Source organism: Acinetobacter sp. AS167, from assembly GCF_037152175.1.
Taxonomy (GTDB): domain Bacteria; phylum Pseudomonadota; class Gammaproteobacteria; order Pseudomonadales; family Moraxellaceae; genus Acinetobacter.
Genome location: NZ_JBBCMP010000004.1, coordinates 203,926 through 219,208 on the forward strand (window position 1 = coordinate 203,926; position 15,283 = coordinate 219,208).

The following is a 15,283-nucleotide window of genomic DNA, read 5'->3' on the forward strand; positions in this document are numbered from 1 at the left end:
GTTACTATAATTCTCATCTCTTAATTCCAATAGAATCATTTGAATAAGTTCAAGATATTTACAACTCATTTTTTAATAGAAACAGCGAGTTTTTTCCCTTTTCTTTAGCAGCTCGTACTGCAAATTCTAATTTTTGTAAAACATCAATCTCAATCTGTTTTTTTTGTAGATCTAAATGATAAATTCCTATAGACGCAGTAAGGTATTCGTTATTATTGCCAAATAATATCTTTTCATTAGTAACTGCAAATTTAAGCCTTTCAGCAAGTGTTACAACAGCCCACTCTGTCAGGTGTTCAATCACAATAACAAAACTTGCTGAATTTAAGCGAAAAATTTCGGCTTCTTCAGTTTGAGCAATCGCTTCATTTAATACAGAACCTAACTGTATTAAGACCTCATCACCTGCCGTATAACTATTCAATTGATTAAATCGTTTGAAGTTATCTAAATCAATTTTCAGGAATGATAGATACGTTTCATGGCTTTTTTGCCAAACTCTATTTAAATAATGCTCAAAAGCAAAAGCATTTTGTAAACCTGTGACAAAGTCTAAATAGAGATGATCATGCAATTTTTTATTATTTTGCAAAAGTACATTTTCACGACGCTTCAAACGCGTTATATCTGAGCAAACCACCACAACTCGTTCAATCTCATCATATTGATTACGTATTGCTTTAAAATAAGAAAGATAAAATTTTCCTTTTACATAGAATTCTTGTTCAAAATAGTTATTTTTCTTTGCAAAATAACGCATTGCTTCATGAAAATGTGTATAGACTACAGTTGAAAATGTATTCAGTAACTTGTCAAATAGATAAAGTGCGTCACTTTCATAAATATCTGCAAACTTTTGATTTACCCCCAAAAATCGTGCTTCTTGATCAAATAATGCAATAGGCAAAGGAATTTGTGAAATAAAAGAAACCAGATGTAATTTATCGATGTCTTGTAAATATTCAAAAACTTTGATGTCTTCAAGGCTATCTCGTAGTTTTTTAGACTCTTGTTCCATACGCCACCTCGAAGCCAATAAATTTTAATCTATTGAAATCAGCATTTAATGTATTAATTTTTTACAACAGCAAATAATCAAAATTGCTATCTCATAAAGTAAGTATGATAAAATACTGCAAACATTTTGCCACACACAATACAAAATTAGTACTTTTATTGATATAAATCACAAAAAATAAACCTTGCGAGCGCAAGGTTATTAAAATTTCAACGTAAAAATTACTTAAGTAGAAATTAGAACGTATATAAATCTATCAAAAACTATCTGCTGGCACCCGAACCCAGCCCTCCATCAATACACGTGCACTACGACTCATCATTGCTTTCTTGACAATCCATTGCCCTTTTTCGTTCAAAGCCTGTGCCCCTACACGAAGTGTTCCAGATGGATGTCCAAAGCGTACCGCCTCACGCTCACCACCTCCTGCAGCTAAATTCACTAAGGTATTTGGGATTGCTGCTGCCGTACCAATTGCGACTGCAGCTGTTCCCATCATGGCATGATGTAATTTACCCATTGATAATGCACGTACCAATAAATCTGTGTCCGTTTCACTCACTTGTTTACCACTCGAAGAGGTATAGCTTTTAGCTTTGGATACAAATGCAACTTTAGGAGTATGCTGACGATTTATCGCCTCACTGATGTCTTTGATTAAACCCATTTTTACAGCACCATACGCACGGATTTTTTCAAAACGTGCTAATGCAGCGACATCACTATTGATATCTTCTTGTAGTTCAGTTCCGTTGTAGCCAATCTCTTCAGCATTTAAGAAAATTGTAGGAATACCCGCATTGATCAAAGTTGCTTTAAATGTACCAATTTCAGGCACATCTAAGTTGTCAACGACATTACCTGTAGGGAACATGGCTCCACCATCTTCACCATCATCGGCGGGATCTAAAAATTCAATTTGAACTTCTGCAGCAGGGAAAGTGACACCATCCAATTCAAAATCACCCGTCTCTTGAACTAGACCCTGTGTAATAGGAACATGAGCAATAATTGTCTTATGAATATTGGCTTGCCAAATCCGAACCGTACAAATGCCATTCTCTGGAATGCGATCAGTAGCAACAAGACCATTACTAATTGCAAATGAACCAACAGCTGCAGTTAAATTACCGCAATTACCACTCCAATCTACAAACGCTTTATCAATAGACACTTGCCCAAAAAGATAGTCAACATCATGATTAGGTTGCGAACTTTTAGCCAAAATAACTGTTTTACTGGTACTTGAGGTTGCCCCACCCATCCCATCAATTTGCTTTCCATAAGGATCTGGACTACCTATGACTCTAAGTAATAACTGATCACGTGATTGCCCTGCTATTTGTGCACGTTCAGGTAAGTCATCAAGCTTAAAAAAGACACCTTTACTAGTACCACCACGCATATAGGTTGCTGGGATTTTGATTTGTGGTGCAGAACTCATTTTTTCGTATTCCTTTAAATTCTCTTTGTTGTATCAAATAATGAATCATCATTCAGTTTTATAGTACCCTTTTTGGAATGAAAATACTGATAAATTAACTCAAATATTCAATAAATCTTGGCACAAAGATTAAAAGTTAAACAGTTTAAATATGGTGTGAAAATTATTACTTATGATTATTTTATTGAAAATTAACAAAAAAATTAAAAATCCTATTTTTTGACTTCACAGTTCCTTCCCATACATCCATCGTATACTAGGCTAAAAGTAACCAATCTATTACAATAATTAAATTCGCATAAATAGAGTTGTACACATTGAGCAACGAGTCTACACAATTACAGCGTGGACTTAAGAATCGTCATATCCAATTGATTGCCATGGGTGGCGCAATTGGTACAGGATTGTTCTTAGGTTCAGCACATGTGATCGAAAAAGCTGGGCCATCCATTATTTTGGGATATGCCATTGGTGGTTTGATCGTTTTTTTAATTATGCGTCAGCTTGGAGAAATGATTGTACATGAACCAGTAGCTGGTTCTTTTAGCCATTTCGCCAATAAATATTGGGGTAAATTTCCTGGGTTTTTAACAGGTTGGAACTATTGGATGCTTTACGTCCTAGTTGCAATGACTGAATTAACTGCTGTTGGCAAATACATCAATTATTGGTGGCCTGAAATTCCCAATTGGATATCTGTACTGTTCTTCTTTGTTGTGATTACACTGGTAAATCTAGGAAATGTAAAGTTTTACGGTGAATCAGAATTTTGGTTATCCATTATTAAAGTCACTGCGATTGTTGCAATGATTGTATTTGGTATCTATTTAGTTCTGACCGCAGATGTAAGTTCAGGTATTGCTTTTTCAAACTTATGGTCACATGGCGGTTTTTTTCCAAATGGATTTGACGGCTTATTTTATATGCTGGCTTTCCTTATGTTTGGTTTTGGTGGTATTGAATTAGTTGGTATGGCTGCTGCCGAAGCCAAAGACCCAGAAAAAACGATTCCTAAAGCAATTAATCAAGTCGTTCCTCGTATTCTCATCTTCTACGTAGGCTCAATGATTATTCTTTTGTCTTTAGTTCCATGGAACCAATTGAATTTTGGTGGTTTAGATAAAAGCCCATTCGTTATGGTCTTTAGTATGATTGGGATTGCATGGGCAGCTCATCTGGTTAACTTTATTATCTTAACTGCGGCACTATCTGTTTATAACAGTGGTATGTATGCCAATAGCCGTATGCTTTATGGTTTAGCAAAACAAGGCAATGCACCTAAAATCTTTACTAAAACCAATAAACATGGTGTTCCAATTCCATCGGTATTACTTTCTGCATTTTTAATTTTGGGTTGTGTACCTTTAAATTATTATTTACCAGAAGATGCCTTAAGTCATTTGATGTATGTGGTCGTTGGTGCTTTAGTTTTAAACTGGCTTATGATTACACTCACCCATTTGAAGTTTAAGCGCGCTCTACGTTTGACCAATCAAACCAGTAAATACCCCGCACTTTGGGCACCTGTTAGTAATTTCGTTGTAATTATTTTTATTGGTATCGTTTTATATATCATGTGGGATCAAGGATTTAAAGAGTCAGTATTGATGATTCCCGTATGGATTACACTGATGTTAGTCTTGTTTGATATTTTAAATCCAAATGAAATAAAGACTGAAGAAAAATAAATCCAACGTAAAGCTATTATTTAGATAATAGCTTTTTTTTCATATGTATATACGGTAAATTATTGACTTATTGTGCCCTTAGCTTAACTGGATAGAGCAGTTGCCTCCTAAGTGACAGACGTGGGTTCAAGTCCCGCAGGGCGCACTATTGAAAAAGCAAGAAGTGAAGGTCTCTTTTTTATAAAAATTTAATATAAAGCGATTTATATAACCTGATAAATTTATATTTCACTTCAATTAATTGTTTAAATTTCACTCAATCCATCAATTACTTAAATATCTAAATTTTATTGTTTTATATCTATAAATTTGTAATATCCCTCTAAATAATCACATCTTTATATATTTTTCTATATTCTCGCAAATCAAAAAAAACTACATAGTTCATTTTTTTTTTACTAATTCACCCTCTAGAGTATTTACTCTTATTTTTTATATGCTATTTTGTAAATAGAAGTAACTTTGAGTTGATTATTTAAGTATCAAAATTATTTCTCATTCAAAACTTAAGTACTTCAAAGTATTCATTTTATTATATTAGGGAAAAATTAAAATGAAATTAAAAAATTTATCAATCGCGATAATTGCTGCAAGTTTGCCAATGACTGGTGTTTTTGCCGCAGCAATGGATCGCTCAGGCCAATCTATTTCGGCATTCCTTCAACCTAATAATTATTTTGAAGCTGGTATTTCAGTTTTAGACCCGACTGTTGAAGGCCGAGAAGCTGGCGATACACCTAAACCATATCGTGAAATTGATGATATGGGTGGGGATTATTACTTTCCATCTGCCGCTATTAAATTACAACTCACTGATCAAGTATCATTCGGTCTATTGTATGACCAACCATTTGGCGCGGATGCAAAATACTCTGGTGAAAATGCATTTGTCTCTTCTAATGGCGATACGGTATTACCTCAAGATAGATTGACAGCGCTTCGTGCTAGTACTATTGCTAAAAATGTAAATTCACAAGTTGTTGACCGAGCAACACAGCAAGCAATTGCGATGACTGGTTCTCCAACACCACCTCAAGCTGTAATTGATCAAATTGCAACGCAAATTCGAGGAAATGCAAATGCAATGGCTTTGATCACAACAGGCGTAACACAAGCTGTAGATAAAGGTATTGCAGGGGCTAATAGTACACTGGGTAAAGGCAGTACTGAAGTTAAAGTTGACACCCAAAATATTTCAATGATTTTTGGTTTTCAACCTATAGCTAACTTGAACTTCTTTGGTGGTGGTGTATACCAAACCATTAAAGGAAATGTAAGCCTTCGTGGTCAAGCATATAGTTTATACAATGGCTATGATGCTAACATCAAAGAAACTGGCGGTGTGGGTTGGTTAGCAGGTGCTGCTTATCAAATTCCAGATATTGCCTTAAAAGCATCGGTAACTTACCGCTCTGAAATCGATCATGATGTCAATATTAATGAATCGATTCCTACGCTTGGAGCATTAGCATTACTCGGTGATAGCGGAGCTGCTGCTGCACAAGCAATTGCCGCTTCAAATGGTAAAACGACAATTACGACACCACAGTCGGTCAACATTGATTTACAATCAGGGATCATGGCAAATACAGTTGCATTTGCAAATCTTCGTTGGGTGAACTGGAAAGACTTTTCAATCCGCCCATTAAAGTTTGGTCAAGTTTCTGAAGCAGTTGGTCCAATTGTTGGTCGTCCAAACGGATTTAACCTCGTTGAATATTCTGATGATCAATATACAGTGACAGCTGGTCTCGGTCGTAAAATTAATGACCAATGGGCAGGTAATGTCTCAGTGGGTTGGGACTCAGGTGCTGGTAACCCAGTTTCAACTTTAGGCCCAACAGAAGGTTATTGGAATGTAGGTTTAGGAGTTCAATATAGCCCTACACCTGCGACTTTCATTGCGGGTGGTGTTAAATACTTCTGGTTAGGCGATGCTAAAGCACAAACGGGTGCTCAAGCAGGTAGTGATGCCTATGTTGCAGAATTTAAAGATAACAATGCAATCGCTTATGGTTTAAAAATGGGTTATAGATTCTAAGAATCTATACTGATAAAAAATCCCACTCTAAGTGGGATTTTTTATCTTAGAAATTTAAATTTTTAAAAATCATAAAAAGAAACTTCACCTGTTTCTAGAGAATATTCAGCACCAACGACTTTCAATTTACCTTTTGCAATTAAGTTTTCTAAAACAGCTGAACCATGGCGCAATTGATTAACAGAGGCAAAAACATTTGATTTCACTGCATGCATAGATAACTTTTCTAAATCATCTTTCAATTCAGTTTGCATTAAAATTTCAACTGACGGACGTACACGATTCACAATTGACATGAGATTTGCAGAAGGAGGTGTGTTGGGATTCTTAAGTGCTTCAATCGTTGAATGAATCGCACCACAATGGCTATGCCCTAAAACAACAACCAATGGACAACCAAAACTATCTGCGGCAAATTCCACACTCCCCACTTGCGATGGCGCAACAATATTACCTGCAACACGAATCACAAATAAATCGCCAAAACCTTGGTCAAAAACCATTTCTGCTGGGACACGTGAATCCGAACAGCCTAAAATAATTGCAAATGGCTCTTGATTGTCCATCATTTCAGATCGTTGCTGATGCGTCAAAAATTTAGTCAGATTTGTTTCACCATGTGCAAAACGTTCATTACCCTGTTTTAATCGTTCTAAAGCTTCTTGAGCGGTTAGCATGTCTTCGTTCCATTGTGTGGAGATTTGCATTATTTTAATGCCGTAAAATTTGAAAGTCACTGACTAAAAATAAACTCTGTTACAATTTTTGTTATGCATGGTTTATCTACCAAAACTTAAACAATATGTAGACATAACTCACATTTTCAATAAAATTATTTAACCAAACTACAAAATAATCTTTATATTAGTTGAGTTAGAAGCTTAAAGTATGGCAAAAAACTTACAAATAAGACTTTCTCGGCAAATGTTGAAAAAATTATGATCATGAATAATATTTTTACTTTATATAATGCCTAGTCTTTTACTCGGAACCCTATGCATGTCTGAACTGTCCCATAAAAAAACTCTTCATTTTTTAAACAGCATATTGTTAAGTTTGACTGCGATCGGTGTATTGTTTTTAACTAGCCACAATGCAACCGCTAGTACACCAGAATATGTGGATTATTTAAAAATTGTACAAGAAGAACGTGCTTGGGCAGGCTTAAGTTCTAAAACATTGCGTGTAGGTGATGTTATTTGGTCTTATAGTGAAGGTGGGTCTAAAGATAAACCTACTGTTTTACTGATTCATGGCTTAGCCAGCAGCCGTGATACATGGAATGATATTGCGCAGTCATTAACCCCTTATTATCATGTCATTATTCCAGACTTACCTTCTGCTGGAACTACCCAAGTCCCAGCCAATTTTGATTTATCTGTGCCGAATGTAACAGAGCAACTTAGACGCTTTATTGAAGCCGCACATATTCAAGATAATTTAAATATTGCAGGACACTCATTGGGTGGAACCATTGCAATGTTTTATGCTTCACAGTACCCTTTTGATACTAAAAGCTTATTCTTGATGAGTACTGGCGGTATTTTTAAGTCGACAAACACCAATTATCTAAGAAATCCTATCTATCTAAAACAGTTATTGATCACCCAAAAAGGCGATTTGGATTTTGTAATGAAAAAGGTGATGTTTAATCCACCTTTTACTGCCCGTGTAATTAAAGATGAACAAGAAAAGTTATTTATTGCTAAATCTCAAGACACTGCCAAAATTATCAATCAAATTGATGCCCTCAATCGACTATATACCCCTGCAACCTTTACCACAATGTTAAAAAACATTGAGGCACCCACCATGATTCTTTGGGGTGAACAAGATCAGATTGTAAATGCAGATGTTGCAAATGAATTAAAGTCGGTATTAAAACGTGCTGAAACACCGATTATTCTAAAACATGTTGGACACATGCCCCTACTCGAAGCACCTGAACGAGTTGCAGATCAGTATTTAAGCTTTTTAAATAAGGTACAGCCCTTGCAAAATCCATTGTCTGATCAAACACATGGACAAATTGAGCTCAAAAAATGAAAAATCAACTTATTGAACAATTGATCGAAGCCCAACTTGGCTTTTTAGACCAAGAGTTTTCACAGATAGATACGATTAAAATTGAGTTTACTGAATTTTATCACTGGTTTAGAAAACAGCCTTTAAAACAAATTTGGTCTTTTGCACAAATCCATGATTTATTGTTAAAGCAAATTTTAGCAACGCCTGCAAATAACTTTCTCATTGAGCAAATCGCTGAACATATTCGTTTTGCATTGATTCATCCAAGTAACGATGAAACCTTAATTGAAGATATTATTCCAGTCACCACAATTGATAAAATTGCCCAATATGTCGCAAGTAAATCACGTCATCGTCAAGCCTTGATCAAACGTGTTGTCAATAATCCAGCCTTTTCAAGTATGTTAACCCAACTGATTCATCACTCTATCCAGGATTATATTGATAATTCGGTCATGAATAAAAAAGTCCCGGGGGTGGGACGTTTTATGAAGATGGGGAAATCAGTTTTAGAATCGGTTACCGACACTAATTTAGATGATACGGTTAAGCATTATCTGCAAAAAAATATTATTAAAATTAGCCAGTTGAGTGAACAAGTCATTAATCAACAATTTGATGACAATAAACTTTATCATTTTCAAGCCAATTTATGGCATAAAATTAAAAAAGTACCGATTGCTGTATTGCGTAATTATGTTGAAATTAACGACTTACCTAAAACTGTGGGTATGGGGCATGAGATATGGGAACATATTCGCCAAACAGATTATTTAAAGAAACAAGTACATGATGGTGTACTGACTTGGTATGTACGTAATGAAGAGCGACCTTTTGATTTAATTTTAAGTGATATCAACATTGATGAAGCATTGATTCAAAATCAATTACAACAGTTACTTGAACCTGTTATTCAACAGATGCTTGCTTCTCAACACTTAAAAAGTCGTGCACGGATCTATTTGGAAAAATTTTATTATTCCGATGAAACTTTAAAGATTCTAAATATTGAAAAAGGCGTATAAAGCGCCTTTTTCATAACTAAACAGATTTAATGCAATTTAATCTAGCTTTAGAACTTATAAATTAAACCCAAATTGTAACGGCGGCCATCCAGTACATAATTATAAGTCGCTGTATCTATGCTTTTATCAAATAAGTTATAAATACCAGCATTAAACTGTAAGGCATTAGAAGGTTTATAGTTTAGACCAACATCAATCATTGCATACGCTGGTCTACCATCCCCCATAGATGTGCGACTTAAATAGTCAGAAGTTTTACTTCTTACATTTAAGCGGCTCCACATCCCAACTTGATCATTTGTTTGCCAATCTAATGTGGTATTAAACATATGTTTCGGCATTTCATTTAATGGCTTACCTTTAAATGCACCACTCTTTTGTTCGGTATCTGTAAATGTATAATTTGTTGCCCAACGAACATCTGGCGTGATTGCCCAACCCAGAGTTGCCTCTATACCACGCATATTTGCTTTATCGACATTAATACGTTGACTGATAAAGTCAAAGTTTTGACCTAACCAAGAACATCCCATAGTTCCAGAGTCTCCTTGACAGGTACGAATTTCAGTAATTTTATCTTTAAATTCACTATTAAATACGGTAAAACCTGCATCTAAATTGTCATTATTATCCCAGTTAATTGATGCTTCATAATTAATACTTGTTTCTGGTTTTAAATCTGGATTACCTACAATCATACCACTCGACTGACCACCACCTGTTGCTTGTCCCCACCCTGCAACAGTGGCACGTAAGGCCGGAGTTTTATAACCTGTTGATACCCCACCTTTGACAATCCAATTATCATTTAAGGTCCAAACACCATAGACTTTCGGGCTAAAATGATCACCAAAATTTTCATCTTTGTCATAGCGTAATGAAGCCGTTACCGTGAATGGCTCTACAATATTCCACGCATCCTCAGCAAATAATGCCCAGCTATAGCGGTCTAAATTGGTTAATTTTGAGCCACCAATGACTAACTGATTGCCAAAATCCTCAAGCTCTTCTTTTAAATAACTTCCCCCAAAGCTTAAAGCATGGGAACCCAGATTGATTTGGTTCAAAGTATTAAATGTTGTATTGATTGCTTCCATGCTACGTGATGGATTTTCATTTTCCTCACGTTGAATATAAGAATGTGTCTTTAAATCGCCAATTTCACCACGATGAGTCAAACTATATTCGGTACGATAATAATCTGTATATGAGTCTGTTGGGAGCTTACCATTTCGCCCTGGTACATTTGCAATTGTTTTACCTACAGTTTGATCACGGTTTTGAATTGATCGCTGATATTCGAGGTCAATGGTATGCTCAGTACTTGGCGTCAAACTCAGTGTTGCGCCACCTGCACGTATACGTTGCTTATTATAGCCACCAATGATGTCATCTTCATTGCGTTGTGAGAATGTTCCATTCGCCTTTAAACCAAGTAAATTACGGATTAAAGGACCAGAAACATACAGATTTGCTTGATAGATATCCCCAGAATCTCTATTTTCTTGTAGTGTCGTATCTAACTTAACCGAACTTGTCCAAGTATCTGCGACTTTTTTGGTAATAATATTAATCACACCGCCCATGGCATCTGAACCATATAAACCAGACATCGGGCCACGGATCACTTCAATACGTTCAATACTTTCAATACTGGGCATCCAACCTTGCTCAATACCCGAGTTATCACTATTTGGTCGAACTGAACGTGTATTGACCTTTTTACCATCAATCAAAAAAACCGTATAAGCACTTCCCATACCACGAATACTGATATCACTTGAACTGCCACCACCTGTTACGACAACCCCAGGAACGTCTTTGAGTGCATCAGTTATATCTCTATACGCTTTTTTATTAATGTCTTCTTGAGTCAATACAGAAATAGATGCGGCAGCTTGTTTCACCTCTTGCTCAAAACCACTTGCTGTCACAACAATTGTTTCTAATTTAGTTGACTCTGTAGACTGAGAATTAGTTTTATTAGAAGGTTCTTGTGAATCTGCTGCATAGGCAGTACCCATCATAACGGTGATAATGGAGAGAGATAACGCAGATTGGATGATACGGTTAGTAGACATAAGGTATTCCAAAGAGGCTCAGCAATGAATAGACAATGAAGATTTAGATACAATGTGTAATAAAACACCACAGCATTATAAACAATATTAATAACTATTCTCATTTTTATTAACCATTCGGTTAATATTTGGACGTTTATGAGTATATCTTTAAGTTTTTATTCTATTTTTTAAGATTCATTTAAGCTTATCAATATTTAAAAATACAAAAATAAAATTTAGCTATGTGACAACCATAAAAAAACCTCCGAAATCCGGAGGTTTTGAACAACAGTAAAATATCTACATTGATATACAGACTATTTGAAATAAGCACCTTCTGCTTGACTGTGATCAGTCTGATCGACCACACGACCTAGTTCAGGAATATGCTCTTTAAGCGTAGTTTCTACACCTTGTTTTAACGTTACATCAATCGCAGAACAGCCTTGACAACCCCCACCGAATTTTAATACCGCAGTTAAACCATGTTCTTCATCTTCTACTACTTCTACTAGTGCACAGTTTCCGCCATGCCCTGCCAATCCAGGATTAATCTCTGCCTGAAGAATATAGGTAATTCGTTCTTCCATAGAGGCATCTGGACCAACACGTGGTACTTTCGAGTTAGGTGCTCGGAAAGTGAGCTGCCCACCGAAACGGTCTTTGTTGTAATCAATTACAGCATCTTTCAGATATGGAATCGACGGTGTATCAATAAATGCTGGGAAATCAGGATAATCTTGTTTGTAATCTGTTGGAGCAATTTCATCAGGTGCACTGTATGCCATACAACATTCAGCACGTGGGGTACCTGGATTTTCAACAAATACACGAACGCCAATTCCTGGAGTATTTTGCTTCTCCAAAAGATCTTTTAAATACTCTTGCGCATTGGGAGTAATCAATAAATTTGGAATTTCTTCTGCAACCGCAGTATTGGTGTTCTCAGTCGACATAACTCTATCCTCAAGCTGAAGTCGGTATTTTAACTGAAGATGAGGCTGAATGAGTGAAAATCAACTAAAATTGTCGGAATTAACTTAAAAAGATGTAAAAAATATAATCTACGCAAATTTCAACATAACATATACACATAATAAATGGATATAAATCATACACAAATAGATATTTACTGCATTTTAGCTTATCAACAAATTGAGCTTTAAAACGAACAAAATGACAATAATGAAACTTTCTATAAATGAAATACTAAGCTTAATTTTAGATATTTTTATCACTGATTTATTTAATTTATACGACCAATTTATCTGAATTTTGTCAGAAAATGCCACCCAAGTATTGAATATGGCATGGATAATGTATACATCTGTATATTAATGATGAAATAAAACGAGATATTTTGCATGTCCAGTTCAATTGATGGTTTACAGTTTCCAGTTCATCCAAAGACTCAAAAAAGTAGCAGCTCGCAAGTCGGTAAAGAAATCGTTGCAGAAGCACTGTCCTTGGTTGATCATCTCAGTGCACAGCAAGCTTTAGATGAAAAAAATTGGCGTAAAAATTATCCAGTTTATTTTAAGGCATTGGTCGAACATGGGATTCGTTCAAGTCAAAACGCCATCACTATAGCCAAGCAAGGCTTACACAAAGCCCAACATAGTTTTGATTTCTTTAGAGATGGACAACGCTATTCTTTAAAAGATATTGGTATAGTTCCAGTACTAGACAAGATTCAAAGCGTTAGTTTTAAAGGTCAGTCAGATGCTGAGGTAGAGTGGTATGTGCCCTATCATGGGCAAAAACTGCAAGGCGAAGCGCTATATCAGCAAATTCAAAAGTGGCAAGAAACTGGCATTATTGAAGCCAGTCATGCAGAAGCACTGAGAGAAGTGATTGCTCATCCCGAATGGTTTGATTTATCGGATCGTACCTTAGTTTTATTTGGCGCAGCCTCAGAGGCAGGCCCATTAACATGGTTATCGAAATGGAAAGCCAATATTGTTGCCGTTGATCTGCCCAATGAACGCGTTTGGGAAAGAATTCTTAAAATCATTGAAAATGGCAATGCTACACTGCACGCACCAAGTTTTCAAAAAATCGCCAACACCCATAATATTGAAGAATTAAAAAGTAAACTTGGGGCAAATTTACTAACCCAAATTCCAGAAATTACACAATGGCTTTGTGATAATCCACACAAATTAGATTTGGCCTCAATTGCTTATTTAGATGGTGAAAAACATGTCCGTGTATCGATGGCAATGGACACGATTATGAGCCATGTCAGTGAACACAAGAATGATTCATCATTGATGTATATGTGTACGCCTACAGATGTTTATGCAGTACCTGAAGAAGTGATTGAATGTTCAAACAAAAAGTTCAAACATAGATCAAAATTTGAAACCGTATTCAGCAAAGGGATTGCAATTCTCTCCTTAAAACAATTCTTTAAGCACAATGATCAACAACTGATTGCCTCTGACAATGGTAAATTCTATGGGATTGCTGATTGTCTTGTGGTTGAACAAGGCCCTAATTATGCCTTGGCAAAACGCATTCAACAGTGGCGTGCAACTTTAGCACGACATCAAGGGCAACATGTCAGTATCAATATTGCACCATCCACGACGACACATTCGGTCACCAAGAATCCTTTGCTTAAAGCAGCGTTTAACGGTGCAAGTTTGTTTGATGTAGAAGCATTCCGCCCTGAAACAACCAATTCAATTATGGCAGCACTTTGGATCCATGACTTAAGAAATCCGAAGTCTGTTGCAAATCCAGAAACTAAGATGGGACATCCATTAGAATTGATGATGGAGGGTGCCAATCATGGTGGTTTATGGCGTGTCGCCTATCTTGCTCGCACAGCCTTACCTTTTGCTGCAATTTATGGGTATGCAAGTGATAAATTGCCGATCCAAAAGCTTTTAACCAAGTTTAAAAAGTAATCCTTCAGGTTTAAATCTCTTTAAATTAAATGCCTAGTGATAAATTTAGCTAGGCATTTAAGCTTATGAGCAGATTTTTATGTCTAGTTAAATTTCTTATAAAAACTATAGGTACTCCCCCCAAAGCCGCCAAATAACATACACAATGCATCGATCCTTCAACGCCTTAAATAGGCTATACCGATGTAAACGGTTTAGTCACTCTAAAATCATTGACAGTTTTCTAACGATCGTTTAAAAACTTATAAAACAACCAATGAGAGAATAACAAATGTCAAATCTACAAGGAAAAGTCAGTCGTGAAATCCGTGGTCATATTTTTTTAGTTGGCCTAGACCGTGCAGATAAACGCAATGCTTTTGATAGTCATATGATTCACGACCTATCACTGGCTTTAACTGAATATGAAAATAATCCAGAACTACGCTGTGCGGTGGTCTTTGCCCATGGGGATCATTTTACTGCAGGATTGGACTTGGTTGAGTTACAACCAAAATTAGCCGATGGTGTTTTTAATTTTAGCAATGATATTGTGAACCCTTGGGGAACTGTTGGGCGTCAAAGAACAAAGCCATTGGTAACCGCGGTACAAGGTTATTGTTATACCGCTGGTATAGAATTAATGTTGAATTGTGACATTGTTATTGCCAACAAAAATACTCAATTTACCCAAATTGAGGTACAGCGCGGTATTTTACCTTTTGGTGGTGCAACGGTACGTTTCATCCAAGCTGCTGGCTGGGTAAAAGCTATGAAATATGTGTTAACTGGTGATTTATTTTATGCACAAACAGCCTATGAAATGAATTTAGTGACTGAAGTTGTTGAGGATAACCAACAGTTAACGCGTGCCATAGAATTGGCTGAACGTATTGCCAATGCTGCACCACTTGCCGTCAAAGCGGCACTGCATTCGGCTCATCAAGCCTTTTTACAAAGTCCTGAAGTCGCATTTGCAAACCTACAAAATCTACTTAGCCCTTTACTTGCCTCTGAGGATGCGCAAGAAGGTGTAAGAGCAATGATTGAACGTCGAGCACCACAGTTTAAAGGTAAGTAAA

11 protein-coding genes and 1 tRNA gene are annotated in these 15,283 nt (G+C 36.2%); 7 read left to right on the forward strand and 5 right to left on the reverse strand.

Going from position 1 to position 15,283, the window contains the following annotated elements; translation table 11 throughout:
- Positions 1 to 58: 58 nt before the first annotated feature.
- Together WFN33_RS09690 and prpF are read right to left on the reverse strand one after the other, a co-directional pair.
- On the reverse strand, positions 59 to 1,018 hold the full coding sequence (locus WFN33_RS09690) for a sensor domain-containing diguanylate cyclase (RefSeq protein WP_336952827.1): 960 nt from the start codon (positions 1,016 to 1,018) through the stop codon (positions 59 to 61).
- A 256-nt stretch (positions 1,019 to 1,274) separates the two neighbouring features.
- A complete protein-coding gene (gene prpF / locus WFN33_RS09695) occupies positions 1,275 to 2,462 on the reverse strand; it encodes a 2-methylaconitate cis-trans isomerase PrpF (protein WP_336952829.1) in 1,188 nt (395 codons plus the stop codon).
- Positions 2,463 to 2,779: 317 nt separating this feature from the next.
- Here prpF and WFN33_RS09700 point away from each other — a divergent pair, with 317 nt between their 5' ends.
- The 3 genes from WFN33_RS09700 (at position 2,780) to WFN33_RS09710 (ending at position 6,191) form a co-directional block, all read left to right on the forward strand.
- Positions 2,780 to 4,150: an amino acid permease gene (locus WFN33_RS09700; protein WP_336952831.1), complete on the forward strand. Its 1,371-nt coding sequence runs from the start codon at positions 2,780 to 2,782 to the stop codon at positions 4,148 to 4,150.
- A 72-nt stretch (positions 4,151 to 4,222) separates the two neighbouring features.
- A tRNA-Arg gene (locus tag WFN33_RS09705) sits at positions 4,223 to 4,295 on the forward strand.
- A 408-nt stretch (positions 4,296 to 4,703) separates the two neighbouring features.
- Positions 4,704 to 6,191, forward strand: a complete 1,488-nt coding sequence (locus tag WFN33_RS09710; RefSeq protein ID WP_336952833.1) for a long-chain fatty acid transporter — start codon at positions 4,704 to 4,706, stop codon at positions 6,189 to 6,191.
- 62 nt (positions 6,192 to 6,253) lie between these two features.
- On the opposite strand, the gene WFN33_RS09715 is transcribed toward WFN33_RS09710, so the two are convergent.
- Positions 6,254 to 6,868, reverse strand: a complete 615-nt coding sequence (locus WFN33_RS09715; RefSeq protein WP_336952987.1) for a carbonic anhydrase — start codon at positions 6,866 to 6,868, stop codon at positions 6,254 to 6,256.
- A 322-nt stretch (positions 6,869 to 7,190) separates the two neighbouring features.
- Here WFN33_RS09715 and WFN33_RS09720 point away from each other — a divergent pair, with 322 nt between their 5' ends.
- A complete protein-coding gene (locus tag WFN33_RS09720; RefSeq protein ID WP_336952835.1) occupies positions 7,191 to 8,237 on the forward strand; it encodes an alpha/beta fold hydrolase in 1,047 nt (348 codons plus the stop codon).
- The gene (locus tag WFN33_RS09725; RefSeq protein WP_336952837.1) at positions 8,234 to 9,244 is read left to right on the forward strand and encodes a hypothetical protein; all 1,011 of its coding nucleotides are present in this window, start codon (positions 8,234 to 8,236) and stop codon (positions 9,242 to 9,244) included. The genes WFN33_RS09720 and WFN33_RS09725 overlap by 4 nt, the downstream gene beginning before the upstream one ends.
- A gap of 47 nt (positions 9,245 to 9,291) precedes the next feature.
- Here the strand turns inward: WFN33_RS09725 and WFN33_RS09730 are convergent, their stop codons facing one another.
- Complete coding sequence (locus tag WFN33_RS09730; RefSeq protein ID WP_336952839.1) at positions 9,292 to 11,325, reverse strand: ligand-gated channel protein; 2,034 nt, start codon at positions 11,323 to 11,325, stop codon at positions 9,292 to 9,294.
- Between the two features lie 299 nt (positions 11,326 to 11,624).
- Positions 11,625 to 12,263, reverse strand: coding sequence for a Fe-S biogenesis protein NfuA (nfuA, locus tag WFN33_RS09735; protein WP_004819478.1), 639 nt, complete (start codon positions 12,261 to 12,263; stop codon positions 11,625 to 11,627).
- A 408-nt stretch (positions 12,264 to 12,671) separates the two neighbouring features.
- Here nfuA and WFN33_RS09740 point away from each other — a divergent pair, with 408 nt between their 5' ends.
- Positions 12,672 to 14,222, forward strand: a complete 1,551-nt coding sequence (locus WFN33_RS09740) for a hypothetical protein (protein ID WP_336952841.1) — start codon at positions 12,672 to 12,674, stop codon at positions 14,220 to 14,222.
- Between the two features lie 271 nt (positions 14,223 to 14,493).
- Positions 14,494 to 15,282 carry a crotonase/enoyl-CoA hydratase family protein gene (locus WFN33_RS09745; RefSeq protein ID WP_336952843.1) on the forward strand — a complete coding sequence of 263 codons (789 nt, stop codon included), beginning with the start codon at positions 14,494 to 14,496 and terminating at the stop codon, positions 15,280 to 15,282.
- Position 15,283 lies beyond the last annotated feature (1 nt).